Here is a 24,354-nt window from a genome sequence, read left to right as displayed (position 1 = left end):
AGGTTTCGCTCTACGCTTAATGAGCGCCACGACGGCGCGTCCATCAGTCATTCAGGAGGAAGTATGCAGACGATTCCCGCCGCGGTACTCGACGATCTGGCCCCGCAAGGCGTGTTGCGCGCGGCGATCAATCTCGGCAATCCGGTGCTGGCGCAGGCCGGGCCCGGCGGTAAACCGCAAGGCGCTTCGGTGGAGCTGGCCGCCGCGCTGGCTCGCGAACTGGACGTGGCGCTCGAACTGGTCACCTATGACGCGGCGGGCAAGGTGTTCGCCGACCTGGACAGCGGCGCCTGGAACCTGGCGTTTATGGCTATCGAGCCGGTGCGTGCGGCGCAAATCGCTTTCAGCGAACCCTACGTGATCATCGAGGGGACTTACCTGGTGGCGAACGACGCGCCTTACTTTGAGGCGGCGCAGCTCGATCGGCCGGAGGTGCGCATCGCGGTCGGCCAGGGGGCGGCGTACGATCTGTTTTTGTCGCGCACGCTGCAGCAGGCGCAGCTGGTGCGGGCGGCTACTTCCGCCGAGGCGATCGCGCTGTTTTTCGAACGCGGGCTGGAGGCGGCGGCCGGCGTGCGTCAGCCGCTGCTGGCCGCCGCCGCCGCCCAGCCCGGCTACCGGGTGCTGGAGGGGCATTTCACCGCTATCCGCCAGGCGATGGCGGTGCCGAGGCAAAAAACGCAGGGCGCCGCCTACGTGAACGCGTTTATCGAGCGCTGCAAGGCCAACGGACTGGTGAAGGCGGCCTTGCAGCGCAGCGGCCAGGGCGAGGTGACGGTGGCGCCGCCGGCCGCCTCGGTGTGATCAGTCCAGCTCCACCGCGTACTGTTCCACCGGGGTGATTTTCTTGATCAGCTTGTTGTCGAACAGGAACTGTTCGTAAGCCTGGTAGCGTGCGCGATCCAACTTGGCCGGATCGCGTGCGAACAGCGGCAGGCTGGCTTGCCACGCCTGTTTGTTCAGCTCGGTATTCAGCTCCGGGTGCGCCTTGGCGAACGCCAGCCAGGTGTCCTGCGGGTGCGCATGCAGGTAGTCGCTGCCTTGCTTCAGCGCGGCGAGGAACTTGCGAATTTTCGGCTCGTTCACCGCATCGCGGTGGGCGACGATGATCAGCTCGTCGTAGGCAGGCACGCCGTAATCTTCGACGTTGAACACCACCGGCTTTTTGCCCTGCAGCTTCAGCTCCAGCGCTTCGATATTGCGATAGCCGCCGATCACCGCATCGACCTGGCCCGCCAGCAGGGCGCTGGTCAGCTGGAAGTTGACGTTGATGAGCTTGATGTCCTGCGGCTTGAGGTGCTCGTGCTCGACCATGGTGGCCAGCGTCGCTTGTTCGATGCCGCTGACCGAGTAGCCCACCGTTTTGCCCTTGAGATCCGCCGGCGACGTGATGTTTTTGTCCAGCGCGATCACCGTATTCAGCGGCGTGTTAATCAGCGTGCCGACGCGCATCAGCGGCAGGCCCTGATCGGCGAAGAAATGCAGCTGCGGCTGATAGGTGATGGCGAGGTCGGCCTGTTTGGCGGCCACCAGCCGCGGCGGCAGCGCCGGATCGGACGGCGGCACGATCTTGACGTCCAGCCCTGCGGCCTTGAAGGCGCCGATCTGCTCGGCCACCATAATCGGCGCGTGATCGGGGTTGATGTACCAGTCGAGCACCAGCGTCAGCTTCTCGGCCGCGCCGGCCTGGCCGGTGATGGCGGCGCCGAGCAGCAGCCCGCAGAGGGTTTGTTTGATCATGGTCGTTCCTTTATCCCTGGTTATGGTTGCAATCATCAGTCGTTTTCCGGCGCCCAGGCGATCAGGCGCCGCAGCAGCGCATCCACCGCGGCCCACAGCAGCACGGTCATCAGCACCAAAATAAACAGCGCGGCGAAGCAGACGTCGGTCTGCATGCGCGCGTTGGCGTTCAGCATCACGTAGCCCAGCCCTTCGGCCGAGCCGACCCATTCGCCGATGATGGCGCCGATCGGCGCGACGGCGGCGGCCATGCGCAGGCCGGAGCCGAAGGCCGGCAGCGCCGCCATCAGCCGCACGTGCCGCAGCTGCGCCCAGCGCGAAGCGCGCATCGTGCGCGCTAGATCGAGATAGTCGTTGTTGACCCGGCGCAGCCCGTCGAAAAAGGCCGACACCACCGGGAAGAAGATCACCAGCACCGCCATCGCCACTTTGGCGCTCATGCCGAAGCCGAACCACAGCACCAGCAATGGGGCCAGGGCGAACACCGGTATCGCCTGGCTGGTGACCACCAGTGGCATCAGCCAGCGCTGCAGGCGCGGCGAGAAGATCATGCACAGCGCCAGCGCCGCGCCGAGCAACACGCCCAGCACCAGCCCGCTGACGATCTCCGAAGCCGTGACCAGCGTGTGCCAGGCGAGATAGCCGCGCCCGTCCCACAGCGCCTGCGCCACCGCGCCCGGCGTGGGCAGCAGAAAGGCCGGAATGCCGCTTTGCGCTGCCAGCCACCACAGCAGCAGCAGGCCGGCAAACACCGTCAGCCCACGCCGCAGGCGGGTAAGCCCACGCTCTTTGGGAATATTCATTGCGCGGCCCTCACCAGCTGCTGCAGCAGTTCGGCCTGGCTTCTCAGCAGGTCGGCGTCATCCGGTGCGCGCGGCGGCTGCCCGCTGATGCGGTGGCTATCGTCGAGGCCCAGCGGCCAGGGCGACAGCACCAGCAGCCGGTGGCTCAGGCGGCAGGCCTCCATCGGATCGTGGGTGATCAGCAGCACGGTGTTTTGCGTCAGCAGTTCGGCGGCCAGGCTCTGGATCTCGGCGCGGGTAATGGCGTCCAGTGCGGAAAAGGGTTCGTCCATCAGCACGATCGGCTGGCGTTCGTAGAGCGTGCGGGCGATGGCGGCGCGCTGGCGCATGCCGCCGGACAGCGCGGCGGGCAGGCTGCGGCCATGCGCGGCCAGGCCCACGCGCTCCAGCAGGTGCGCCACCCACGCCCGGTCCGGCGTTTCGCCGCGCAGCCGCGAGCCGAGGGCGACGTTCTCCTCGACGGTCAGCCACGGGTAGAGCAGGTCTTTTTGCCCCATGTAGGCGATGCGCCCGGCGATCGGCAGGCCGTCGCTGCCGCTCACCGTGCCCGAGCTGGCCTGCGCCAGCCCGGCGATGATCTTCAGCAGGCTGGTTTTGCCGGCGCCGCTGGCGCCGAGCAGGGAGACGAAGCTGCCGCCGGCGATGTCGAAGCTCAGCCGCTCAAAGATCGTCTGTTGACCGAAGCGCAGAGTGAGATCCCGCACCTGGATGCCGGGCGGGAGGCGCGGGGAGGTCATGAGGCGTTCAGCCCCATTTGCCAAAATGCCGCTTCCAGCTGGGTGGCGGTGGTGAAAATCTGCGCCAGCTCGGTAAAGCGGCTTTGTGCGCCGCGCTGGTGGCCGACGGTTTCCAGCAGTTCGATGGCGGCGCGCACGCCGGCCAGATAGCCCTCGTCGCCGTAGTTGCGGATCCAGGAGGCGTAAGGATTGCCCTCCATTTGCGTGGCGGGATCGTGCAGCAGCCGCAGGCCGATTTCGGCATAGCCGGCCACGCAGGGCAGCAGGCCGGCCAGCAGATCGAGGGCGTCGCCGGCATGGCCGATGTCCAGCACGTAGCGGGTGTAGTTCATGGTTTCCGCCGCCTCCGGCTGGGCGGCGATCTGCGCTTCGCTCAGCCCCCATTCGGCGCAGTAGGCCACGTGCAGCGGCAGCTCGGCGACGATGCCGTTGAGCGAGGCGGTGGCGGCGCGCATTTCCGGCAGGGTGCGCAGCTTGCTGACCAGCAGCGCGTAGGCGCGGGCGAAGTGCAACAGGAACAGGTAGTCTTGGGTCAGGTAACGGCGAAAAGCGCGTTCAGGCAAGGTGCCGGCGGCCAACTGCTGCAGAAACGGGTGATCGACGTAATTTTGCCAGTGGCTGCCGGCCTGTTGGCGCAGCCGGCCGTAAAGGCCGCTTTCGAACAGGGTGGTGATGGACATGGGACCTCCTTGAGTCAGTGGAGATCCGGGCACGCTGAGGTATGAACAGGCAACGGGTGATCGCGCGGTTGCCTAACCGTCCCTTCGCTGGCATGACCCAGATCAGGTTCAAAGGGTTCGGCTTACGCCATCTCAGCCCGTAACAGGACACCCCTCGGAGCTGCTTGTTATACGACATTTGTTTTTTGATTACAATCGCCGGGCGGCGCGGCGGCAATCGGTTCGTTTAGTGCGATCGGGGGCGATTTTGCTGGCGCAAGGCGCGCGATTTTTGTCACTGTAGGCCCATGTTTTGCCTTTGAGGATGATGCCCGATGAAAAAGATTGGTTTTCTCTCGTTTGGCCACTGGACGCCTTCCGCCCAGTCCGGCACCCGTTCAGCGGCGGATGCACTGCTGCAGTCCATCGATCTGGCGGTCGCCGCCGAAGATCTGGGCGCGGACGGCGCCTATTTTCGCGTGCACCATTTCGCGCGTCAGCTGGGATCGCCGTTCCCGCTGCTGGCCGCCATCGGCGCCAAAACCCAACGCATCGAGATCGGCACCGGTGTGATCGACATGCGCTATGAAAACCCGCTGTACATGGTGGAAGACGCCGGCGCGGCGGATCTGATCGCCGGCGGGCGGCTGCAGCTTGGCATCAGCCGCGGCTCGCCGGAGCAGGTCATCGACGGCTGGCGCTATTTCGGCTATGCCCCGGCCGACGGCGAAACCGACGCGGACATGGCCCGCCGCCATACCGAAGTGTTCCTGGAAGCGCTGCGCGGCGAAGGGTTCGCTGAACCCAATCCGCAGCCGATGTTCCCGAATCCGCCCGGGCTGCTGCGGCCGGAGCCGTTTTCCGCCGGGCTGCGCGACCGCATCTGGTGGGGCGCCGGTTCGAACGCCACCGCCGTCTGGGCGGCGAAGCTGGGCATGAACCTGCAAAGCTCGACGCTCAAGAACGACGAGACCGGCGAACCCTTCCACATCCAGCAGGCCAAGCAGATCCGCGCCTACCGCGCCGCCTGGCAAGAGGCCGGCCACGCGCATGAGCCGCGGGTTTCCGTGAGCCGCAGCATCTTCGCGCTGGTGGATCAGCGGGATCGCAACTACTTCGGCGGCGGTGGCAAGGAGGGCGATCAGCTCGGATATATCGACGCGCAGACCCGGGCGATCTTCGGCCGCAGCTATGCCGCCGAGCCGGACGTGTTGATCGAGCAGCTGGCGCAGGACGAGGCCATCGCCGAAGCGGATACGCTGCTGCTGACCGTGCCTAACCAGCTGGGCGTGGATTACAACGCCCACGTGATCGAATCGATTTTAACCCATGTCGCGCCGGCGCTCGGCTGGCGCTAAACGGAGGATGGCATGTCACGCATTTTCATTACCGGTTCGGTGGACGGGCTGGGCCGCGCCGCCGCGCAAACGCTGTTGGACGAAGGGCATCAGGTGATTCTGCATGCGCGCGCACCCGGCCGTCTGGACGCGGTGCGCGATCTGCTGGATCGCGGTGCACAGGCGGCGATCGGCGATTTGTCCGATGTGCAGCAGACTCGGCAGCTTGCCGAGCAGGTCAATCGCCTCGGCCGTCCGGACGCGGTGATCCACAATGCCGGTATGTTTACCGGGCCGCAGGTGATGCCGGTGAACGTCATAGCGCCCTACCTGCTGACGGCCCTGATCGAACGCCCCACGCGTATCGTCTACCTGAGCAGCAGTATGCACTTTGACGGCGTGGCGGAGCTGAACGGCGTAGACTGGCTTGGCGGCGCCGCAGGTTCTTATTCGGACAGCAAGCTGTTCGTCACCACGCTGGCCGCCGCCGTGGCGTGCCTGTGGCCCGACGTCATCAGCAGCGCGGTCGATCCCGGCTGGGTGCCGACCAAAATGGGCGGCGCGGACGCGCCCGACGATCTGGCGCTGGGGCATGTGACGCAGGCATGGCTGGTGAGCAGCGATGAACCGCAGGCCCTGGCCTCCGGCGGCTATTGGCATCATCAGCAGCGCTTCGAGCCTCACGCGGCGGTACACGACGAGGCGTTTCAAACGGCGCTGCTGGCGCAATTGGCGCGCGCCGGCGGGGTGAGCTTGCCGCAGGTTTAAATGGCTATTCCTTCCAGGCCCGTCGGGTTGCCGGCGGGCTTTTTTATGCCTGCAGGGTGAACCGACGGCGCTTTTCTTATACAGTGGCTTCCTGACCTGTTTTGACCGTTCTCTCTATTATCGCCATGCACACATTCCTGATTATCGTCCCTGAAGGGGGCATGCTGTTCGAAGCGGCGGGCATCGCCGATATCCTGATGCAGGCTAATCGCCTGAGTGCCGCCGAGACGCCGCTGTATCAGATCGCGGTCGCCACCACGCAGTCTCATCGGGTGGTGCACGGCCTGTCCGGGCTGAGCCTGTTGGCCGACCATCGCCTGGCGGATCTCGATCCGCGCCTGCCGCGCGATACCGTGATCGTCGCCGGCAAAGGGGCGAGCGAAGAAGAGGGCGCCCTGGTGGCGGATTGGCTGCGCCGCGCGGCGCCGCAGACGCGCCGTATCGCCTCCGTTTGCGGCGGCGCACTGTTGCTGGCCGAAGCCGGGTTGCTGGACGGACGGCGGGCGACCACCCACTGGCGACTGGCGGAAACGCTGCAGGCGCGTTTCCCGCAGGTGCAGGTCGAAAACGGCCCGATCTACGTGCAGGACGGGCCGATTTGGACCTCCGGCGGCGTCAGCTCCGGCTTCGACCTGACGCTGGCGCTGGTGGAGGACGACTACGGCTTCGTGCAGGCGCGTGAAGTGGCGCAGGATCTGGTGATGTTTCTGCGCCGCCCCGGCGGGCAGGCGCAGTTCAGCCGCTACCCGCTCAACCAGGCCAAATCGCCGGGCCCGATCCGCGACCTGCAGTCCTGGATCCTGGAGAATCTCGCCGACGATCTCAGCGTTGAACGGTTGGCCGAACGCGTGGCGATGAGCCCGCGCAACTTTACCCGCGTGTTCACCCGCGAGACGGGCATTTCTCCCGCCAAATTCGTCGAAGAAGGGCGGTTGCATACCGCCAGACAGCGCCTGGAGCAGAGTGCGCAAGGCATCGAACAGATCGCCCTGGCCACCGGCTTTGGCAACGGCCTTAACCTGCGGCGGGTGTTTGAGCGAAAACTGCAGCTGACCCCGAGTGAATACCGCGAACGCTTTCATGCGCGCAATTTGGCGTAAATTGATCGGTAAACGTCATTTACGCCGCTTCGGGGCAGGGCTAGAGTTGAGGCAAAGCCCAAAACGAGGAGTGCATCATGGTGAGAGTAGGCATTAATGGATTCGGCAGGATCGGACGCAACGTGCTGCGCGCGGCGCTGGGGCGCAGCGATTTTGAAGTGGTGGCGATCAACGATCTGACCGACAGCAAGACGCTGGCGCACCTGCTGAAATACGACACGCTTTCCGGCACCCTGGCGGCCAGGGTCGAAGCCGGCGACAACCAGCTGCTGCTGGACGGCCGGCCGATTCAGGTGTTTTCGCAGCGCGATCCCGCCGAGATCCCCTGGCACAGCGTGGGCGTGGAAGTGGTGATCGAAGCGACGGGCTTCTTTACCGACAAGGCCAAGGCGGAAGTGCACATCACGCACGGCGGCGCCAAGCGGGTGATTATCTCGGCGCCGGCCAAGAACGATGACATCACGCTGGTGATGGGGGTTAACGATCACCTCTACGATCCGGCGCTGCATAAGGTGGTCAGCAACGGCAGCTGCACCACCAACGGGCTGGCGCCCGCCGCACAGGTGCTGCATCAGGCGTTCGGCATCGAATACGGGCTGATGAACACCACTCACGCCTATACCAACAGCCAGGCGCTGCACGATCAGCCGGAAAAAGATCTGCGTGGCGCGCGGGCGGCGGCGGAGTCTATCGTGCCTTACTCCAGCGGTGCGGCCAAGGCGCTCGGCAAGGTGATCCCCGAACTGGACGGCCGCCTGACCGGTTATTCACTGCGGGTGCCGGTGCCGGTGGTTTCCATTGTCGATCTGACGGTGACGCTGAAACGCCCGGCGACGGTGGAAGAGATCAACGCCGCTTTCCGCGCGGCGGCGGCGTCCGGCCCGCTGAAAGGGGTCCTGGGGTACAGCGATGAACCGCTGGTGTCGAGCGACTACCGGGGCGATGTGCGTTCGTCGATTATCGACGGTTTGTCTACGCTGGTCATCGGCGGCAACCTGGTGAAAGTGCTCGCCTGGTATGACAACGAATGGGGCTTCTCCAATCGGTTGGTCGATCTGGCTCTGCTGATGGAAAAACGCGGGCTGTAAACGCCCCATAGCAAAAAGCCCGCTTAAGTTTCCTTAAGCGGGCTTCTCTAAATATGGCTCCTCTGACTGGACTCGAACCAGTGACATACGGATTAACAGTCCGCCGTTCTACCGACTGAACTACAGAGGAATCGTGTGAACGGGGCGCATGATATCCAGCGGCCCCAGGTGTGTCAACGCTAAATTGCCCCAGGCGGTGCGACTGCTCGGTATCTGAGCAATAAGCCCGTCAATCAGCCCATTGCGCGTCGTTTTCTGCCTGGGCGCGCAGCAGGCGCGCCAGCGGATCCTGGCGGTAGAAGCGGCAAAAGTGCTGATACAGCGCCGGGAAGCGTTCGGCCAGCAGCTCGGGGGCGCTGAAGAAGTACTCCGACAGCACGGCGAAGCACTCGGCCGCATCGGTGGCGGCGTAGGCATCCATGCTGGCGGCCTCTTCGCCGACCATGTCGATCTCGTCCTGCAGGCTTTCCATCGCGGCGTGCAGATCATGTTCCCAGGCGGCCACCTCGCGCAGCGGGATCGGCGGCACGCCGGTGGCGACGCCGCCGTTGCGCATATCCAGCTTGTGTACCGCTTCGTGGATCACCAGATTAAAACCGGAAAGGTCGAAAGAGTCCTGCACGTCTTGCCAGTTGAGCACGATCGGCCCCTGTTCCCAGCTTTGGCCGGACTGCACCACCGGCCCCGAGTGCACCAGGCCAATTTCGTCCTGCCATTCGTCTTCCACCACGAACGGGGTGGGGTAGAGCAGAATTTCGTTGAAGCCGTCGAGGCACTCCGCGCCGAGTTCCAGCACCGGTAAGGCGAACAGCAGGGCGATGCGCGCCTGCATTTGCGAGGTGAGCTGCAGCCCCTGCAGCGGCACGATGCGCTTTTGCTGCAAGATCTGCCCGGCAACGGCCACCAGCCGCTGCTGCTCCTGCTCATTCAGCGGCGAGAGCAGCGGGATCGCCAGCGCGTCCCGCCACTGTGCCTGGGTGTCCGCCTCGGGGTGAGAAGGTTGAGTCGCTTTCCACGGCCATTTAATCATCAGGTTGCTCGTAAAGTCGTCACTTGAACGTTCAGCGGTATGCTAATGCTGTAAAAATGCCGTAAAAGCGGGCATGATAGCAAGCGTTGTCAGGAGAGATGCCGGAGCGGCTGAACGGACCAGTCTCGAAAACTGGAGTAGGGGCAACTCTACCGGGGGTTCAAATCCCCCTCTCTCCGCCATTATTCAATCACTTACGAAAAAATCTTTCAACGATCCCCATCACAGTTAAAGCGCCCCGGCCCTGCAGGCCGACACGCCTTCCCCTTTGTTCTCGATTATTTCCCGACGCAATCAAACATCATTCGAACGCGCATCCAGATAGGCGGTATATTGATGCTCTGTCGCTTGACGCGCCTGATGACGCCGCTTGGCGACGATCATCGCCACCGTCAGCAGGGCGGGCAGCGCCAGGACGGCGAAAATGGTGCTGAAGCTCCAACCGAGCGCCAGCATTTCAGCCCCGGCCAGCGCGCTTAAGATAGCGCCCAAACGGCCGATGCCGTGCATCCAGCTGGAGCCGGTGGCTCGCGCTTCGGTGGGGTAAAAGCTGGCCGACAACGCGTTCATGCCGGTGTTGGCGCCCCCGATGCAGAACCCGATGGCCATCGCGCAGCCGCCCATCAGGAGGGGGTAACCCATCGCCATCCCCATCAGCAGAGTGAACAGCGCCCCCAACCCATAAATCGACGCCAACGCGCGATGCGGTTCGGATCTGTCCATCAACCACCCGGAAAATAGCGACCCTAATGTCCCGCCCGCCTGAAACAGCGCGGTGATGACCGCCGCTTGCGCGATGTTGAAACCGCTGTCTTTAATCAGCAGCGGCAGCCAACTGCCTAAGGTGTAGTACAGAAACAGCGCGCTAAAATACGCGCCCCACAGCATTAAACTGCCGAAGCGGTACCGTGCGCTCACCACCAGTTTAACCGGATGAGTGCAGACCTGGCCCGGCGGGGGCAGAACGACGGTAGAATGTCGAAAATCGCGATCGGGCGCCAGTTTCGCCAGAATGCGCTGAATGCCGCCCTGATCTGCCCGTTTCGCCACCAGGAAACACACCGATTCGGGTAACGCCGCCATCAGCACGGGCGCGAACAGCAGGGGCAAGATCCCGCCGAGCAGCAGCACGGCATGCCAGCCGAAGCGCGGCATCAGCCAGGACGCGGCGAATCCGCCCAAGGCGGCGCCAAAGGTGAAGCCGCAGAAAACCACGGTAATCAAGAAAGCGCGGCGTCGGGCGGGCGCGAACTCCGCCACCAGGGTGCCGACATTCGGCATGGCGGCGCCGAGCCCCAATCCGGTGAGCAGGCGAAATAACATCATCTGCTCCATATTTTGAGAAAACGCCGTCACCAGCGTCCAAACGCCAAAAAAGAACACGCTGTTGATGATGACGACTTTGCGGCCGAATCTGTCTGACAATGGCCCGGATAGCATCGCGCCCAGCGACAGGCCAATCAGCGCCGCGCTGATCACCAGCCCCAGTTCGCGGTTAGTGATTTGCCAATCCGCCTTAAGCTCTGGCGCAATAAATCCCATGATAACGATATCGAATCCATCCAGAGCAATGATGCAAAAGCCGAGCAGCACGATCATCTTTTGCCATTTGCCTAACGGGCGGTCGTCGATCAGCGCCCGAACATTGATTGCGTTGTTTCCCGACATGGAGGTGCCCCCGGTGCAGTAGTTGAGTGTCATCACTATAAGCAGCCCCTGGGCGGACGTTAAACGGCGATAATCGAAAAAATGTGCGTTTATCGGACAATTGAGCCGGCGGTGAATGACGAGGCAGTGTTAACTTTATGTTATGAAAAGGGATTGCCGTGAGAATGGCGGCGCCGGAGGCCACTGAGAGTGTGAGCGCGATCATTAACCTTTTCAGTAAGATGGAAGAACAGGCGGGCCTTGATGGCCCGCGCGATTAACGCATGGCGGTGAGCCGAACCGGGGCGTTGGCGGCCCCAAAGCCGCGGTAGCCGCCTCGGCGCTCCAGAAGTTCGAAGAAGAAGCGGCCTTTTTCATAGGGCACGGTGTAGACATGCAGCAATTCTCCGCCCTGATCGTCTCGATCGTAGAGCACATTGCCCGCTTGCAGCTGTGAGAGGAAAGCGGGGTCCAGATCGAAACGCGCTCTGAGATCGTGATAGTAGTTATCGGGAATACGCAGCGTTTTTAATCCGCGCGCCTGCGCCGCTTTCACCATGCTGAACAGATCCTCGCAGCCAAAAGCGACGTGCTGCAAGCCTGCGCCCTGATAGGCGGTTAGCGCCTGGGCGATTTGCGTTTCCCGGCTCACCGACATATTCAGCGGCAGCCGGATGGCGTCGTTGGGGCTGCGCAGGACGCGGCTGCGAACCAAACCCAGCGGATCGGGCAATTCCCACTCGTTGTCCTGCACAAAACCCGGCACGCTGCGCAGGAACATGATCCAGTTGCCGCTCGATTCATCCGCCAGCGCAATCGCCAGGTGATCGATGCTCTGCAGCGCGGGCGGCGGCGCGCTGCGATGCGTCAGATGAAAATCGGCGTGATAAATATCGTTCTTGGGATCTTCGTCCGCTTCCACCAGATAAATCAGGCTGCCGTCCGGTGCGCACAGCGCGGGGATTTGCCGCTCGTTGGGGCCGGTTTCTCCTTGCCAGATGGCGTACCCGTAGTCTTGCGCCCGTTGCAGTAAACGCGCTACGCCGCGCACCCGCCACGCCACGGCGCACAGGGAAATGCCGTGCAGGTGATAATAGCCGCTCGCTTGGCTTTCCGGCTGGGCATTCAGAATGACATTCACTTTGCCGTTGCGATAGAGGGAGACGCTTTTGGAGCGGTGCTCGCCGGCGTGAACCAATCCCAGCTGCGTCAGCCATTGGCCCATCGCCAGCCCGTCGTTGTGCGAGACGGCAAATTCGATAAACTCCAGCGCCAGCAAGGGCGGATGCGGCTGCGAATGAAATAAGGAACGTTCCATGAGCGAGGCCATGGCGTTGGGCAGCAGAGGCTGTTTGGCCAACCAGTCATAGGTTTGCTCCTCCAGCCACAACAACGATCGGAAACCGTCCTGGGCCGTGGGGAGCACCGGCGAGGCGCGGAAACCATCGTTAAATATCTCCAGCGACCAGGCGCCGCGATAGCCATGCGCGGAAAGTTGGGTCATGAACTGGGTCAGATTCAGCTCCCCTTGGCCGGGGAAGCAGCGGAAATGGCGACTCCAGGCGAGCACATCCATCTTCAACAGCGGGGCGTCCGCCAGTTGGACAAACACGATTTTTTCGGGCGGCACTTCCTCGAGGCCATCGAGGTTATCGCCGCGCGACAGGATATGAAAACTATCGAGAATGATCCCCAACGCCGGATGATCTACGGCCTTCACGCGCGCCCAGGCGTCGCGCCACATATTCACGTGACGTCCCCAGGCCAGCGCTTCATAACCGACAGTAATATCATACTCGGCGGCCAACTCCGCCAACGCGCGCAAATCGCTCACTTGCGTGGCCATGTCTTCGCTGCTGTCGGGCGAGACATTGCTGCAGAGCAGCATGCGAGAACAGCCCAGTTGCTGCATGACTTCGAACTTGCGCGCCGCGCGGGAAAGGTTCTGCGCCAGCGTTTCGCGCGGGCCTCCTTCGAAGTCCCGAAACGGTTGGAACAGTAAAATTTCCAGGCCCAGTTCGGCGCACAACTCACGGATTTCCGCCGGTGAGCCGGGGTAGTAGACCAGATCGTTATCGAAAATTTCGACGCCATCAAAGCCTGCGGCGGCGATAGCCCGCAGTTTTTCCGGCAGCGAACCCGATACCGAGACCGTCGCGATAGAACGTTTCATCATTGCCTCCAGTTAAGCGGTCATGGATGACCTGAAAGCGACCATTCAGCAGCGAGGCGGACCACCGACGGGAATTGAATCATGTTATGGACCAAATGAAATGTTTCGTCAATTCAGAACATTCCATTACTTTTGGTTATATAAAGCGATCGGTTTTCTCACTTTACTTTTACATATTGCGCTTCCTACACTCTGACGACATGTACCCTCAAATAATAAGGATACCGGGATGAAAAGTGATTGGATGGCGCGAGAACTGGTGCATCGAGATTACAGTCATCACCCGCCGGCGCTGGCGCCGCTGTATAAAACCAGCGTGCTGCGGTCGCCGCGCAATGCATTAATTTCATTGCAAAATTCGCTGTCTGAACTGACCGCCCCCGTCTTCACGCCAACGGATATCGGCCCGATGGATCACGATCTGATTCTGAATTACGCCAAAGACGGCTTACCGATCGGCGAGCGGATCATCGTGCATGGATTTGTGCGGGATGCCTTCGGGGCACCGGTGCGCAACGCCCTGGTCGAGGTATGGCAGGCCAATGCGGGAGGGCGCTATCGTCACAAGAAAGATCAGTATCTGGCGCCTATCGATCCCAACTTTGGCGGCTGCGGCAGGATGCTGACCGACGACAACGGGTATTATTGTTTTCGTACGATCAAGCCGGGTCCGTATCCCTGGCGCAATCAGGTCAGCGACTGGCGTCCGGCACATATTCACTTCTCGCTCTCCGGCGAGGCGTTCGCGCAGCGCTTGATCACGCAGATGTATTTCGAAGGCGATCCGTTGCTCGTTCGCTGCCCCATCTTGCAGTCGGTAGGCAGTGACGATGCGATGCGCACGCTGATTGCCGAGCTGGATATGCACGCCGCCGTGCCGCTGGACAGCCTGGCTTACCGCTTCGATCTGGTGCTGCGGGGCCATCGAGCTACGTGGTTTGAGAACCGTACACAGGGAGCCGCGTGATGAAAAAGTATTTGTCTGAAACGGCCTCGCAAACCGCCGGGCCTTATGTGCACATCGGTTTGGCGCCGCATGCCGCCGGCTTTGATATTTTCGAGCGTAATTTCACCCATGTGTTGACGCAACCGGAGACGCGCGGGGAGCGCATCGTGGTGGAAGGGCATGTCTATGACGGCTCCGGCACGCAGGTTCGAGACGCGCTGGTCGAAGTCTGGCAGGCCAATGCCGCCGGGCGATATCAGCACCCCGCTGACGGCCAGTTGGATAAGCCCGACGATCCGGCGTTTCGCGGCTGGGGGCGAACCTGTTCGGATTTCACCAGCGGCCTGTGGCAATTCGAGACGATTAAACCGGGGCGCGTGACGGGGCGCGACGGCCGGTTGATGGCGCCCCATCTCAATCTGTGGATAGTGGCCCGCGGCATCAACATCGGGTTGAACACGCGTCTCTACTTTGCCGACGAACAGGCAGCCAATGCCGAAGATCCGGTGTTGAATCTCATCGAGTGGGAAAAACGGCGCAGCACGTTATTGGCGCAAAGGCGGCAGCGCGGGGATCAGACGGTGTACCATTTCGACATCTGGTTACAGGGCGAGAACGAAACCGTTTTTTTTGATATTTGATCCTCCGTTCGCCCTGACAATGAGCTTGCCGCGCCGGCGGCAAGTTAATACTATAAATCATGAACATGACTTCTCGCTTTAGCCAACGCATCCGCCTTCGTCATCTGCACGCCTTTGTCGCTACCGCGCAACAGGGGACGTTGGTGCGCGCCGCACAGCAATTGGGCATCACGCAGCCCGCGCTCTCTAAAACGCTCAACGAACTGGAAAGCCTGGCCGGCGAGCGCCTTTTTTCGCGCAATCGGCAAGGGGCGGAACTGACCGCCGCCGGGGCGCGTTTCCTGCAGGATGCCAGCCGCGTTTTGGATGCGCTGAATGTGTTGGGGCGCACGCTTGCCTCGGACAGCGAGGCGCTGCCGGCGCCGCTGCATATCGGCGCGCTGCCCACCACGCTGGTGAGTCTGGTCGCGCCGGTCGTGGTGGGGTTGCAGCAGCAATCCCCCGGCTGGCGCATGCAGGTTACGACGCTGGCCAACGATGCGCTGATGATGGCGGTGAGATCGGGACAATTAACGTTAGGCATCGGGCGCATGTCAGACCCCTCCCGCATGGAGGGGCTCAACTTCGAGCTGCTGTACCATGAAACGCTCCGGCTGGTGGTTGCTCCTCATCATCCGCTGTTGCATTCGGATGTCTCGCTGGCGGAAGCGTTGAGCTGGCCATTGGTGCTCTCCCCGCGGGGTACGGTGCCGCGTCAGAATGCGGAGGCGCTCATTGTCAGCCACGGGCTGGCGGTGCCGGAAGGGTGCGTCGAGACGTTGTCGGTCACGCTGGCGCGCTGCCTGACGCTACAGTATGGCTATGTGTGGCTGGTGCCTTACGGCGCGGTGCGTGACGACTTGTTCAGCAATCACCTGCGTGCGCTGCCGTTGCCTACCCAGGGCATGGCCGAGCCGCTGGGCATCATTACCCGGCAAGAGGCGTTCTCGTCCCCTGAGCAGCAGCGCCTGGTTGCTGCGCTGCGCCAAAGGGTGCTGGATGTGCCGGTATAACCGCGTCTTCTAGTCGTCCGATCGCCGCCCGGCGTCGTGTTCGGCAAAGACGGATTGCGCCAGATGAAAAGCGGCGTTCGAGGCGGGTAAGCCGCAGTAAAGCGCCGCATGCATCAGAACTTCTTTGATCTCTTCACGCGTGACGCCGTTATTGAAGGCGGCCCGGATATGCATTTTCAGCTCAGCTTCGCGATTCAAGGCGATCAGCATCGCGATGGTGATCAGGCTGCGGGTATGGCGCGACAAGCCCGGACGCGTCCATATTTCCCCCCAGGCGTAGCGAGTGATGAAATGCTGAAACTCCTCGTTGAGCGGCGAAAGCGCCGCGAGGGTATTATCGACATGCTCATCGCCCAACACGGCTCTGCGCACCGTCAGACCTTGCTGATAACGTTGCCGCTGCGTGAGCTGCTCATCCAAAAAGGCCCGGAACGCGCGGTTAAATGCCCGCCAGGCTTCGATGCTGGACAGGTGGGCGGCGGGCAGGATGACGCATTGCGCGTCGGGAATACCTGCCGCCAAGGCTTTTGCATCGTCGACGGTCGTTACCGCATCCTCATGTCCGGCGATAACCAGCGTCGGAACGCGGATGCCTGCCAGCTCGGCGCGTAAATCGGCGGTCGCCAGCGCGTCGCAGCAAGCGGCATAGCCCTCGGGATCGCAGGCGGTGAGCTGTTGCACGACGGTTTGCACCTTGACGGGGGCGGATTGGCAAAATGCCGGGGTGAACCAGCGCGCTGCCGCGCCATCGCTGACGGCGGACATGCCGCACTGGCGCACCTGCGCGGCGCGTTCTCGCCAATGCTCCGTCACCCCGATTTTCGCGGCGCTATTGGCGATCGTCAGCGTCAGCAAGCGATCGGCATGAAAGCGCGCCAGCCATAACCCCGTCAGCCCCCCCATGGAGATGCCGCAGAAATGCACCCGATCAATCGCCAGAGTGTCCAGCAGGGACAGCACCTGTTCGCCCAGTCGCGCCAGCGAGCCGGGCTGTTCATCGGGCGCAGAGTCGCCGTGGCCGGCAACGTCGTAGCGCAGAATGCGATAGTGGGCGATGAACGCGTCGCGCTGCGGCTGCCACATTGCCAATGAGGTGCCCAGCGAGTTGCCAAACAGAATAACCGGGGCGTTTTCAGGCCCCTCAAGGACATAATTCAACATGATTGCTCCCTCTCGGCCATCGCCAGGACTTGTTGAATGAAACGCTGCGTGCTGCCGGTGGCATTGGCCGGATCGAGCAAGGTTTCCAGGGTTTCCCGGCTGAGTCGGGAAGAGACTTCCGCATCGGCGCACAGAAGGGTTAACAGGGGTTGCTGGGTGGCCAGGGCTTGCCGGCAGCACCGTTCTATATGATGGTGAGCCTGTTGACGGCCGAGGGTGGGGGCTAAGGCCAGGGTAACCGATTCAGCCATGATCAGCCCCTGCGTCAGCGCCAGATTGCGCCTCATCGCCGCTTCATGCACCTCCAGACCGTTAATGAGATCCAGGCTTTGCGCCAATGCCGCCCCGCTCAGCACCAGGAGCTGCGGCAGGCTTTGCCACTCGGCCTGCCAGCCGCCCAGCGCGCGTTCGTGCTCCTGCACCAGGCCAGCATACAATCCCGACATCAATGCAGGCAGACGGTTGGCCGCGCTGAGGATGGCGGCGCAGAGTACCGGATTGCGCTTATGCGGCATCGTGGAAGAGCCGCCGCGTCCGGGGGCCGACGGCTCGCTGATTTCAGCGACTTCGGTCTGCATCAACAAAGACATGTCGCGCGCCAGCTTGCCGAGCGAGCCCGTCAGGCCGGCATACCAACTCGCCAGCTCCAACAACCGATCGCGTTGGGTATGCCACGGCGTGGCGCTGCGCGGCAGGGCCAGCGCTTGCGCCAGCGCCCGCTCAACGCGCTCACCCTGTTCGCCGAGCGAGGCGAGCGTGCCGGCCGCGCCGCCGAATTGCAACGCGAGCACGCGTGGCCGCATTTCAGCCAGACGAGCCCGATAGCGCAGCAAGGCGTCCAGCGTGCCGGCCAGCTTCAGCCCCAGCGTCGTTGGCAAAGCGTGTTGCAGCCAGGTGCGGCCCACCATTAACGTTGCGCTATGGCGTCGGCATTGCGCCGTCAGCGCCGCAATCAGCTGATTGAGCAGCGCGTCGGTTTTATCGAGCGCGCTGCGCAGTTGCAGCATCAGCCCGCTGTCAATCGCATCCTGACTGGTCGCCCCCCAGTGAACGAAACGCGCCGCTTCCGGTGAGGTTTGCGCCACCAACGCCGTCAATTGTTTGACGAGGGGAATGGCTAAATTGCCCGCCAATCCGGCGGACTGCGTCAGCGCGGCGGCGTCGAGCTTTTCCGCCTGGCAGTGGCTGCGTATGATCCGCGCGGACGCGTCATCGATAATCCCTGCAGACGCCAGGGCCTGCGCCAGACCGGCTTCGAAATCAAGCATGCCCTGCAGCAGCGCCGTGTCGCTGAAGCAGGGCGTTAATGGCGAAGCCATAAACATTGCGCTATAGAGAGACATTCGTTATATCCGTTCCAGAATCAAGGCGACACCTTGCCCGACACCGACGCACATGGTGCACAGGGCAAAACGCCCGCCGGTGCGCCGCAGTTGATAAGCGGCGGTCATGGCCAACCTGCCGCCGGATGCCCCCAGGGGATGCCCCAGCGCGATAGCGCCGCCGTTAGGGTTGACCTGTTCCGCGTCATCCGGCAGTCCCAGGGCGCGCGTCACGGCCAGCGCCTGGGCGGCAAAGGCTTCATTCAACTCGATGACGTCCATTTGCGCCAGGCTCAAACCGGTTTGCGCCAGCACTTTGCGGACTGCGGGAACCGGCCCGTAACCCATGATGCGCGGCTCTACGCCGCAGGCGGACATGCCGACCACACGCGCCAGCGGGGCGAGTCCATACTGCACCGCCGCGCGTTCGCTGGCAATGAGCAGGGCGCTGGCCCCGTCGTTGATGCCCGAGGCGTTGCCGGCGGTGACGCTCCCCTCAGGGCGCACGACGCCTTTCAGGGCGGACAGCGCGGCCAAAGAGGTGCTGCGGGGATGTTCGTCGCGAACCAGGCTGAGCGGCTCGCCTTTGCGTTGCGGAATGCTGACGGCGATCAGTTCCTCATCAAACAGGCCCAGCTCCTGAGCGCGGGCGGTGCGCTGTTGGCTGCGCAATGCAAAGGCGTCTTGATCGGCGCGGCTGACGGCGAAATCGCGAGCCACATTTTCGGCGGTTTCAGGCATGGTTTCGACACCGAACTGCGCGCGCATTTGCGGGTTGATAAAGCGCCATCCCATCGTCGTATCTTCCATTTTCAGCGATCGGCTGAAGGCGCTGTCCGCTTTGCCGGTGACAAAGGGCGCGCGCGACATGCTTTCCACGCCGCCCGCGATGATGACCTCCGCTTCGCCGCATTTAATGGCGCGCGCCGCCATGCCTACCGCGTCCAATCCCGAACCGCACAGGCGATTGAGGGTGGTGCCCGGCACGGTGTGGGGCAATCCGGCCAACAGCAGCGCCATTCGCGCCACGTTGCGGTTGTCTTCACCGGCCTGGTTGGCGCACCCCAGAATAACGTCATCAATGGCGTGGGGATCCAACTGCGGCAGTCGGGCAAGCAGCGCCTTCAGGGGCAGAGCGGCCAAATCGTCGGCGCGCAGCGCGGATAATGCGCCGCCGTAACGGCCGAATGGCGTACGAACGGCATCGCAGATAAAAGCCTGTTGCATGGCGATTTCCTCAAGCGGGGATCAAGTCAGATTGCAGTAAACGTATCGGGGTTAACGCTTGCAGCGCGTCAAAGGTGAGCCCCGGACACAGCTCCAGCACCTGCGGGCCGTCCGGGGTGATATCAATGATTGCCATATCCGAATAAATGCGGCTGACGCAGGCCAATCCGGTCAGCGGGTAGCTGCACTGTTCCACCAGCTTGCATTCGCCGGTCTTGGTCAGATAGTCCATCATCACATAGACTTTGCGCGCGCCGATGGCCAGATCCATGGCGCCGCCCACCGCCGGGATCGCGTCTTCGGCGCCGGTGCTCCAGTTGGCCAGATCGCCGGCAGCCGAGACCTGATACGCCCCCATCACGCAGATATCGAGGTGGCCGCCGCGCATCATGGTAAAAGAGTCGGCGTGATGGAAATAACTGCCGCCGGGCAGCAAGGTCACCCGTTCTTTACCGGCGTTGATGAGTTCCGGATCTTCTTCGCCCGGCGCGGGTGACGGCCCCATGCCGAGCAGGCCGTTTTCGCTGTGCAGAATCACCTCTTTGTCGGCGGGCAGGTAGTTAGCGATGCGGGTCGGCAGCCCAATCCCGAGGTTGACGTAGGCGCCTTCCGGAATATCGCGCGCTACCCGTTGGGCTAATTGGTCGCGGGTTAATTTTTGCATGTTATGACTCCTCAGGCAGAGAGGGAAAAGGTCGCGGGGTGCGCCACCGCCACCAGGCGCTGGACGAAGATGCCCGGCGTTATCACGTTTTCCGGATCCAGTGCGCCAAGCGGCACCAATTCAGCGACCTGCGCTATCGTCGTGGCGGCGGCCATCGCCATCACCGGGCCAAAATTACGCGCCGCTTTGCGGTAAACCAGATTGCCCCAGCGGTCACCCCGATGGGCCTTTATCAAGGCGAAATCCGCCTTTAAGGGCGTTTCAAACACGTAATGCCGTCCGTCGATTTCACGCGTTTCTTTGCCTTGCGCCAGCGGCGTGCCAAAGGCGGTTGGGGTGAAAATGCCGCCCAACCCGCTGCCGGCGGCCTGCATGCGGGCGGCAAGGTTGCCCTGAGGCACCAGTTCCAGTTCGATCGCGCCGCGGCGATAGAGGTCGTCAAAGACCCACGAATCGGCCTGGCGCGGGAAGGAGCAAATCATCTTTCGCACACAGCCGGTCTTGAGCAGCGCCGCGAGGCCGCTGTCGCCGTTGCCGGCGTTATTGCTGATTACCGTCAGCTCGCGGGCACCGCGTTCAATCAGCGCATCGATCAGTTCCAGCGGCTGTCCCGCGGGGCCAAAGCCGCCAATCATGATGCTCGCGCCGTCCGGAATGATGGACACGGCGTCTTCCAGGGTGGCCACACTTTTATCGATCATCTTTTGTTCCTTTCATTCGGCGCCCGCCGGGGGAGTGTTTATCGTCAATGGGAAAGTAGATCGTCCCTTTCAGGCAAACAATACCGATTATCGAAAAAGTGTGCGATTATCGGCTATTCTTTGAGAGGCATTCGCAGGTTGTGATCGTCGGCACACCGATATTTCAGGCAGACAGCGGGGTAACGAGAATGGAAAAAGAACAGGAAATTACGCGCAGCAGCACCGATCCCTGGAAGGGGGATCCCGACTTTATGGCCTCTTTGGCGCGAGGATTGGAGGTCCTGCAGGCTTTTACGCCGCAGCGGCGGCTGATGTCGGTGTCGCAGATTAGCCAGCGTACCGGCATTCCGCGCGCGGCGGTGCGCCGCTGCCTTTACACCCTGAGTAAGCTGGGCTTTGTGTACGCGGAAGACGGCAAGAATTATGAGCTGCGCCCGCGCGTCTTGTCGCTGGGTCACAACTGGCTGGGGGCTTCGCCGTTGGCCAACGCCGCGCAGCCGGTGTTGAGGCAACTCAGCCAGACGCTCAATGAGTCCTGTTCCATGGCCATATTGGACGGCGATGACATTCTTTATATCGCCCGCGCATCAACTTCGCGGATCATGACCATCGATTTGCACGTCGGCAGCCGCTTACCCGCCAGCACGACGTCGATGGGGCGGGTGCTGCTCAGCGGGCTCGCCAGTGAGACGTTGAATGACTATTTGGCGCGATTGACTCAACTGCGTTACACCAGCCATACCCTGGTGAGCGTCAGCGCATTGCGGGAAGAGCTGGCGCGCGTGCGTCAGCAGGGATATGCCATCAACGATCAGGAACTGGAGATTGGCCTGCGTTCACTGGCGGTGCCGCTCACCACGCCGGACGGCCGCATCGCCGCGGCGTTGAACGTCGGCGTGCATGCCGGTCAGGTTTCCGCAGAGCGTTTGCACCAGCACCACCTGCCTTTGTTGCGCTCGGCCGCCGAAGAGATATCGCTGTTGTTGCACGACTCACCTTGAGCGAGCGCGCAGGGGGCGTATGCGCCCGATTTTTCCGCATCTTGCGGCGCGATGCGGTGTTGTATTGTGGGCTGCGGGTAAGGTAATTTGCTGAGGGCATGATGACTGACGCGGGGGCCAACGGACATGAACGAAAGAATCGACTACCACATCGAGAAATACCATTTCGCGCCGCTGGATGAAGCCCCGCGGCTTGCGCGCCAGTGGAGCGAGGTGTTGAACGAGTGTCGCCAGACGCAGGCGGGCGCGGAAGAGCGCCTGCGCATTGCGTTGCTCAACGTGGACTATGTGAGCAGTTTCGAATTGCCGTTTCGCTTATTGCTGGTGCGGGCGCCGCAGCTGATTGCCGGCCTGCGTGATGAGCTGTCGATCAGTCAAAAAAATGTGGTGTTCAACGGCAAGCGCTTTGGCTGCGTTTACAGCCTGAAGAGCGATTTAAGCGACGTGCCCGAGGCCTTCCAATACGGTCTGTCGACCCGCATTCACCGAACCTCGGCGTCGGGCGTGGACGCGCTGCCCTACCGTGAAATTGCCAAGGCGCTCAAGGCGCCGCGTGAGCGGCTTAAGCTGGCGCTGGAGCAGGGGCTGCGCGTCACGGCGCTGGACGGACTGTTCTGGTTCGGCATACAGCGCATCGCCGCCGAAGTGCGCAGGCTAAGAAAAACCGGCATGACGATCGTGACGGCGGAAACGGAGATTTTCGACACCCTGACCGGCACGACGCGCAAGGTACCGGTTTACCGGCTGGCCGACCGTTAATGGCCGTTATAGATAAAGAGGAGGCTCAGACCAGGAACCTCCTTATTGATAGTTGATAGCGTGGTTTATCGATAGGCTTCATTGCGCGCGATGGCATACTTCCCGCTGCCCAGCAGCAGTATGGCGACCCCACCCATAAAGAACACCAGTTCGTTTTCAATGCCCCAGGCGCCGACGTCGGTGACGGTGAAGACCTTGCCGGTGCCCACCATCAAAAACGCCACCACCAGCGTGAGGGCGTAAACCCCTGCGGCGGGGCGGGTGAACAGCCCCAAAACGATCAGTATCGGCGCCAGGATCTCCCCAATATATACGCCATAGGCGATGAAGGCGGGCAGCCCTTGTTGTTGTAACGCATCGGCGATCCAGCCGACGCCATGCTGAACTTTCGCGACGCCGTGAAACAGCATCAGCCCGCCGAAGGTTAGCCTGAGCGCCAATTTGCCTGCGTCCGGGTGGTCAAAAAAGCGAGTGAATGCCGCATTGAGTGACTTAACCATGGCTTTTTCTCCTGAATAGGAATGATTTTCAATCAATATATCAGTCGGATGAATGCGAAAGCTGTTCTGGATCAGGAAAACGGCGGGCTCGGCGTTAAATCGCCGGACGAGGCCGGCGATGCGGCCTGATTTTTAGGCGGAATAACCTGTGCGCACGGGCCGAACCGGGGATGAGAAAAGTCATCGGCAGGGTTGGCCCATCGCGTAGCCCATCTCTTTTCTGTATGTGTTGGCTACCTGATTTGCTTTTTCATCAATGATTGTCAAAGGACAGGCAACGTAAAGATTCATAAGGTTTTTTTGCAGCAATGAAAAGGTGCGCGTTTTCGCTTTAATAACCCAATAGAGTTACCTTTATTTTTATTTTGAACCGCTAAATCATTAACGCTTTTTTTCGGCCTTTTTATTGGGAATTATCTTGCTTATTTTGCCTTGCGAAAGTTGATCCTGTGGGACGCACGGCCAGTGGCGGGTTTTATTTTTATAGATTTTCTTATTTTTTGATGACAATTCAATGCCGAAGAGAATGAGTGAGATTGACTGAGGGGGTTATGAGTGGGTGTAAATTTCCATGAACTATTTTTCCTGGCGTAAAAGTAATCGATTCAGCGCTGTTTTAAGTTGTTGAATTGTTTGTTTTATGTATATTGATTTGTTATTTTTTTATTAAAAAAATAATATTTTTTCTTGATATTGGGTTTGCCTTTGCTAGTATCAAATTAGTGGTCTTATCAGTTAGGGAAACATTTCTTGTATATGGAACAGATCGCTGGTCTTAACACGGTTACTGTCGTTGCAGCGCTTACGTGGTTATTTTGCGGTTATAGTAAATGATATCTCTAATGCCACTTTAGTCTGCGAGACCCTTTACCGCAGTGGTGCTTTTGCCGCGGTAAGCCGTATGAGAACACACATGAAGGGGAATTGAATCTTAAATTATTCTGATCATTACCCTGAGTTAACTATATAAAGAACGATGCTTTATCCACCAGGCTGTTTGTGTATCAATAGGTATTCGGTGCACCACGGCGGAATGTTAATCTGTGCTTTAGCTTTAAAATTAATAATCAAAACTCTCGCCAAATTGTTTATTTTCACACCAGGTTTCGCATGTGTAAGTACTGAGTGCTGGAAATGAAAGTCACACTGCCATCGTCTTCTATTGATCATTGCGTGCTACCCGCTTGCAAGAAACGACTGGCTGTCATGGTTTTATGAAAAAATTTCACTATTTACTGTGGTTATCATTTGCTAATTAAATTATTTGTATCCAGTGGTATTACTGGAATTATCCTACCAAGGATGAAACGTTGTTTTTAGGGCAGTTTTTGATTTTTTTCCTATTCTTAGCTTGCATA

23 protein-coding genes, 2 tRNA genes and 1 riboswitch are annotated in these 24,354 nt (G+C 61.1%); of the genes, 11 read left to right on the top strand and 14 right to left on the bottom strand.

The window, feature by feature from the left end:
• Nucleotides 1–63 precede the first annotated feature (63 nt).
• Complete coding sequence (locus tag HWW83_RS05465; protein WP_176589062.1) at nucleotides 64–804, top strand: transporter substrate-binding domain-containing protein; 741 nt, start codon at nucleotides 64–66, stop codon at nucleotides 802–804.
• Here the strand turns inward: HWW83_RS05465 and HWW83_RS05460 are convergent, their stop codons facing one another.
• The 4 genes from HWW83_RS05460 to HWW83_RS05445 are packed head-to-tail and all read right to left on the bottom strand — an operon-like array spanning nucleotide 805 to nucleotide 3,960.
• A complete protein-coding gene (locus tag HWW83_RS05460) occupies nucleotides 805–1,740 on the bottom strand; it encodes an ABC transporter substrate-binding protein (RefSeq protein ID WP_176589061.1) in 936 nt (311 codons plus the stop codon). It abuts the gene before it with no gap.
• A gap of 35 nt (nucleotides 1,741–1,775) precedes the next feature.
• On the bottom strand, nucleotides 1,776–2,543 hold the full coding sequence (locus tag HWW83_RS05455; RefSeq protein ID WP_129992872.1) for an ABC transporter permease: 768 nt from the start codon (nucleotides 2,541–2,543) through the stop codon (nucleotides 1,776–1,778).
• Nucleotides 2,540–3,280 (bottom strand): ABC transporter ATP-binding protein, encoded by a 741-nt coding sequence (locus HWW83_RS05450; protein ID WP_129992873.1) that lies wholly within the window; start codon nucleotides 3,278–3,280, stop codon nucleotides 2,540–2,542. The genes HWW83_RS05455 and HWW83_RS05450 overlap by 4 nt, the downstream gene beginning before the upstream one ends.
• The gene (locus tag HWW83_RS05445; protein WP_099782194.1) at nucleotides 3,277–3,960 is read right to left on the bottom strand and encodes a TenA family protein; all 684 of its coding nucleotides are present in this window, start codon (nucleotides 3,958–3,960) and stop codon (nucleotides 3,277–3,279) included. The genes HWW83_RS05450 and HWW83_RS05445 overlap by 4 nt, the downstream gene beginning before the upstream one ends.
• A gap of 62 nt (nucleotides 3,961–4,022) precedes the next feature.
• Nucleotides 4,023–4,125, bottom strand: a riboswitch (TPP riboswitch).
• Nucleotides 4,126–4,274: 149 nt separating this feature from the next.
• On the opposite strand from HWW83_RS05445, the gene HWW83_RS05440 reads away from it, so the two are divergent.
• The 4 genes from HWW83_RS05440 to gap all read left to right on the top strand — a co-directional run bounded on the left by HWW83_RS05440 (nucleotide 4,275) and on the right by gap (nucleotide 8,232).
• Nucleotides 4,275–5,297, top strand: coding sequence for an LLM class flavin-dependent oxidoreductase (locus HWW83_RS05440; protein WP_129992874.1), 1,023 nt, complete (start codon nucleotides 4,275–4,277; stop codon nucleotides 5,295–5,297).
• A gap of 12 nt (nucleotides 5,298–5,309) precedes the next feature.
• The gene (locus HWW83_RS05435) at nucleotides 5,310–6,044 is read left to right on the top strand and encodes an SDR family NAD(P)-dependent oxidoreductase (RefSeq protein WP_176589060.1); all 735 of its coding nucleotides are present in this window, start codon (nucleotides 5,310–5,312) and stop codon (nucleotides 6,042–6,044) included.
• A 125-nt stretch (nucleotides 6,045–6,169) separates the two neighbouring features.
• Nucleotides 6,170–7,144: a GlxA family transcriptional regulator gene (locus tag HWW83_RS05430; protein WP_033644315.1), complete on the top strand. Its 975-nt coding sequence runs from the start codon at nucleotides 6,170–6,172 to the stop codon at nucleotides 7,142–7,144.
• A gap of 77 nt (nucleotides 7,145–7,221) precedes the next feature.
• Complete coding sequence (gene gap / locus HWW83_RS05425; protein ID WP_176589059.1) at nucleotides 7,222–8,232, top strand: type I glyceraldehyde-3-phosphate dehydrogenase; 1,011 nt, start codon at nucleotides 7,222–7,224, stop codon at nucleotides 8,230–8,232.
• A 54-nt stretch (nucleotides 8,233–8,286) separates the two neighbouring features.
• Here the strand turns inward: gap and HWW83_RS05420 are convergent.
• Nucleotides 8,287–8,362: transfer RNA gene (locus tag HWW83_RS05420), tRNA-Asn, on the bottom strand.
• A 99-nt stretch (nucleotides 8,363–8,461) separates the two neighbouring features.
• Complete coding sequence (mtfA, locus tag HWW83_RS05415) at nucleotides 8,462–9,262, bottom strand: DgsA anti-repressor MtfA (RefSeq protein WP_060660527.1); 801 nt, start codon at nucleotides 9,260–9,262, stop codon at nucleotides 8,462–8,464.
• A gap of 92 nt (nucleotides 9,263–9,354) precedes the next feature.
• Here mtfA and HWW83_RS05410 point away from each other — a divergent pair.
• Nucleotides 9,355–9,444: transfer RNA gene (locus HWW83_RS05410), tRNA-Ser, on the top strand.
• Nucleotides 9,445–9,556: 112 nt separating this feature from the next.
• Here the strand turns inward: HWW83_RS05410 and HWW83_RS05405 are convergent.
• Nucleotides 9,557–10,930, bottom strand: a complete 1,374-nt coding sequence (locus tag HWW83_RS05405; RefSeq protein ID WP_176589058.1) for an MFS transporter — start codon at nucleotides 10,928–10,930, stop codon at nucleotides 9,557–9,559.
• A gap of 256 nt (nucleotides 10,931–11,186) precedes the next feature.
• A complete protein-coding gene (locus tag HWW83_RS05400) occupies nucleotides 11,187–13,082 on the bottom strand; it encodes a bifunctional sugar phosphate isomerase/epimerase/4-hydroxyphenylpyruvate dioxygenase family protein (protein ID WP_176589057.1) in 1,896 nt (631 codons plus the stop codon).
• Between the two features lie 229 nt (nucleotides 13,083–13,311).
• On the opposite strand from HWW83_RS05400, the gene pcaH reads away from it, so the two are divergent.
• The 3 genes from pcaH to HWW83_RS05385 are packed head-to-tail and all read left to right on the top strand — an operon-like array spanning nucleotide 13,312 to nucleotide 15,661.
• A complete protein-coding gene (gene pcaH, locus HWW83_RS05395; protein WP_047025389.1) occupies nucleotides 13,312–14,049 on the top strand; it encodes a protocatechuate 3,4-dioxygenase subunit beta in 738 nt (245 codons plus the stop codon).
• A complete protein-coding gene (gene pcaG, locus HWW83_RS05390; RefSeq protein ID WP_079451544.1) occupies nucleotides 14,049–14,669 on the top strand; it encodes a protocatechuate 3,4-dioxygenase subunit alpha in 621 nt (206 codons plus the stop codon). Before pcaH ends, pcaG begins: the two co-directional genes overlap by 1 nt.
• Nucleotides 14,670–14,728: 59 nt before the next feature.
• Entirely contained in the window at nucleotides 14,729–15,661 is a 933-nt protein-coding gene (locus tag HWW83_RS05385; RefSeq protein WP_060660529.1) for a LysR substrate-binding domain-containing protein, read from the top strand.
• A gap of 9 nt (nucleotides 15,662–15,670) precedes the next feature.
• On the opposite strand, the gene pcaDC is transcribed toward HWW83_RS05385, so the two are convergent.
• Genes pcaDC through HWW83_RS05360 form a run of 5 tightly spaced genes read right to left on the bottom strand, consistent with a single transcriptional unit; the run spans nucleotide 15,671 to nucleotide 20,736 of the window.
• Nucleotides 15,671–16,825, bottom strand: a complete 1,155-nt coding sequence (gene pcaDC / locus HWW83_RS25840; protein WP_060660887.1) for a bifunctional 3-oxoadipate enol-lactonase/4-carboxymuconolactone decarboxylase PcaDC — start codon at nucleotides 16,823–16,825, stop codon at nucleotides 15,671–15,673.
• Nucleotides 16,816–18,165, bottom strand: coding sequence for a 3-carboxy-cis,cis-muconate cycloisomerase (locus HWW83_RS05375; RefSeq protein WP_033651812.1), 1,350 nt, complete (start codon nucleotides 18,163–18,165; stop codon nucleotides 16,816–16,818). Before HWW83_RS05375 ends, pcaDC begins: the two co-directional genes overlap by 10 nt.
• 3 nt (nucleotides 18,166–18,168) lie before the next feature.
• Nucleotides 18,169–19,371 carry a 3-oxoadipyl-CoA thiolase gene (pcaF, locus tag HWW83_RS05370; RefSeq protein WP_016927163.1) on the bottom strand — a complete coding sequence of 401 codons (1,203 nt, stop codon included), beginning with the start codon at nucleotides 19,369–19,371 and terminating at the stop codon, nucleotides 18,169–18,171.
• Nucleotides 19,372–19,381: 10 nt separating this feature from the next.
• A complete protein-coding gene (locus HWW83_RS05365; protein ID WP_046687390.1) occupies nucleotides 19,382–20,035 on the bottom strand; it encodes a 3-oxoacid CoA-transferase subunit B in 654 nt (217 codons plus the stop codon).
• Nucleotides 20,036–20,046: 11 nt separating this feature from the next.
• Nucleotides 20,047–20,736 carry a 3-oxoacid CoA-transferase subunit A gene (locus tag HWW83_RS05360; protein WP_016927165.1) on the bottom strand — a complete coding sequence of 230 codons (690 nt, stop codon included), beginning with the start codon at nucleotides 20,734–20,736 and terminating at the stop codon, nucleotides 20,047–20,049.
• 188 nt (nucleotides 20,737–20,924) lie between these two features.
• Between HWW83_RS05360 and HWW83_RS05355 the strand changes: the two genes are divergently transcribed.
• Entirely contained in the window at nucleotides 20,925–21,737 is an 813-nt protein-coding gene (locus tag HWW83_RS05355; RefSeq protein ID WP_033643667.1) for an IclR family transcriptional regulator domain-containing protein, read from the top strand.
• 126 nt (nucleotides 21,738–21,863) lie between these two features.
• Nucleotides 21,864–22,496, top strand: a complete 633-nt coding sequence (locus tag HWW83_RS05350) for an ECs1377 family protein (RefSeq protein ID WP_176589056.1) — start codon at nucleotides 21,864–21,866, stop codon at nucleotides 22,494–22,496.
• 65 nt (nucleotides 22,497–22,561) lie between these two features.
• Here HWW83_RS05350 and HWW83_RS05345 read toward each other — a convergent pair whose 3' ends face one another.
• On the bottom strand, nucleotides 22,562–22,996 hold the full coding sequence (locus HWW83_RS05345) for a DoxX family protein (protein WP_033651807.1): 435 nt from the start codon (nucleotides 22,994–22,996) through the stop codon (nucleotides 22,562–22,564).
• Nucleotides 22,997–24,354 lie beyond the last annotated feature (1,358 nt).

The sequence above is a fragment of the Serratia ureilytica genome, from assembly GCF_013375155.1.
GTDB lineage: Bacteria > Pseudomonadota > Gammaproteobacteria > Enterobacterales > Enterobacteriaceae > Serratia > Serratia ureilytica.
The sequence above is the reverse complement of the archived record's forward strand: the minus strand, read 5'-3'. Positions and strand labels throughout refer to the sequence as shown.

What these genes read in the sequence shown, in the direction of transcription:
- HWW83_RS05345 (WP_033651807.1), bottom strand. Translation starts at nt 22,996, where the DNA reads ATGGTTAAGTCACTCAATGCGGCATTCACTCGCTTTTTTGACCACCCG.
- HWW83_RS05435 (WP_176589060.1), top strand. Translation starts at nt 5,310, where the DNA reads ATGTCACGCATTTTCATTACCGGTTCGGTGGACGGGCTGGGCCGCGCC.
- HWW83_RS05460 (WP_176589061.1), bottom strand. Translation starts at nt 1,740, where the DNA reads ATGATCAAACAAACCCTCTGCGGGCTGCTGCTCGGCGCCGCCATCACC.
- HWW83_RS05465 (WP_176589062.1), top strand. Translation starts at nt 64, where the DNA reads ATGCAGACGATTCCCGCCGCGGTACTCGACGATCTGGCCCCGCAAGGC.
- pcaH (WP_047025389.1), top strand. Translation starts at nt 13,312, where the DNA reads ATGAAAAGTGATTGGATGGCGCGAGAACTGGTGCATCGAGATTACAGT.
- pcaF (WP_016927163.1), bottom strand. Translation starts at nt 19,371, where the DNA reads ATGCAACAGGCTTTTATCTGCGATGCCGTTCGTACGCCATTCGGCCGT.
- HWW83_RS05360 (WP_016927165.1), bottom strand. Translation starts at nt 20,736, where the DNA reads ATGATCGATAAAAGTGTGGCCACCCTGGAAGACGCCGTGTCCATCATT.
- HWW83_RS05355 (WP_033643667.1), top strand. Translation starts at nt 20,925, where the DNA reads ATGGAAAAAGAACAGGAAATTACGCGCAGCAGCACCGATCCCTGGAAG.
- HWW83_RS05450 (WP_129992873.1), bottom strand. Translation starts at nt 3,280, where the DNA reads ATGACCTCCCCGCGCCTCCCGCCCGGCATCCAGGTGCGGGATCTCACT.
- pcaG (WP_079451544.1), top strand. Translation starts at nt 14,049, where the DNA reads ATGAAAAAGTATTTGTCTGAAACGGCCTCGCAAACCGCCGGGCCTTAT.
- HWW83_RS05375 (WP_033651812.1), bottom strand. Translation starts at nt 18,165, where the DNA reads ATGTCTCTCTATAGCGCAATGTTTATGGCTTCGCCATTAACGCCCTGC.
- HWW83_RS05365 (WP_046687390.1), bottom strand. Translation starts at nt 20,035, where the DNA reads ATGCAAAAATTAACCCGCGACCAATTAGCCCAACGGGTAGCGCGCGAT.
- gap (WP_176589059.1), top strand. Translation starts at nt 7,222, where the DNA reads ATGGTGAGAGTAGGCATTAATGGATTCGGCAGGATCGGACGCAACGTG.
- HWW83_RS05430 (WP_033644315.1), top strand. Translation starts at nt 6,170, where the DNA reads ATGCACACATTCCTGATTATCGTCCCTGAAGGGGGCATGCTGTTCGAA.
- HWW83_RS05440 (WP_129992874.1), top strand. Translation starts at nt 4,275, where the DNA reads ATGAAAAAGATTGGTTTTCTCTCGTTTGGCCACTGGACGCCTTCCGCC.
- HWW83_RS05455 (WP_129992872.1), bottom strand. Translation starts at nt 2,543, where the DNA reads ATGAATATTCCCAAAGAGCGTGGGCTTACCCGCCTGCGGCGTGGGCTG.
- HWW83_RS05445 (WP_099782194.1), bottom strand. Translation starts at nt 3,960, where the DNA reads ATGTCCATCACCACCCTGTTCGAAAGCGGCCTTTACGGCCGGCTGCGC.
- HWW83_RS05350 (WP_176589056.1), top strand. Translation starts at nt 21,864, where the DNA reads ATGAACGAAAGAATCGACTACCACATCGAGAAATACCATTTCGCGCCG.
- HWW83_RS05405 (WP_176589058.1), bottom strand. Translation starts at nt 10,930, where the DNA reads ATGTCGGGAAACAACGCAATCAATGTTCGGGCGCTGATCGACGACCGC.
- mtfA (WP_060660527.1), bottom strand. Translation starts at nt 9,262, where the DNA reads ATGATTAAATGGCCGTGGAAAGCGACTCAACCTTCTCACCCCGAGGCG.
- HWW83_RS05400 (WP_176589057.1), bottom strand. Translation starts at nt 13,082, where the DNA reads ATGAAACGTTCTATCGCGACGGTCTCGGTATCGGGTTCGCTGCCGGAA.
- HWW83_RS05385 (WP_060660529.1), top strand. Translation starts at nt 14,729, where the DNA reads ATGAACATGACTTCTCGCTTTAGCCAACGCATCCGCCTTCGTCATCTG.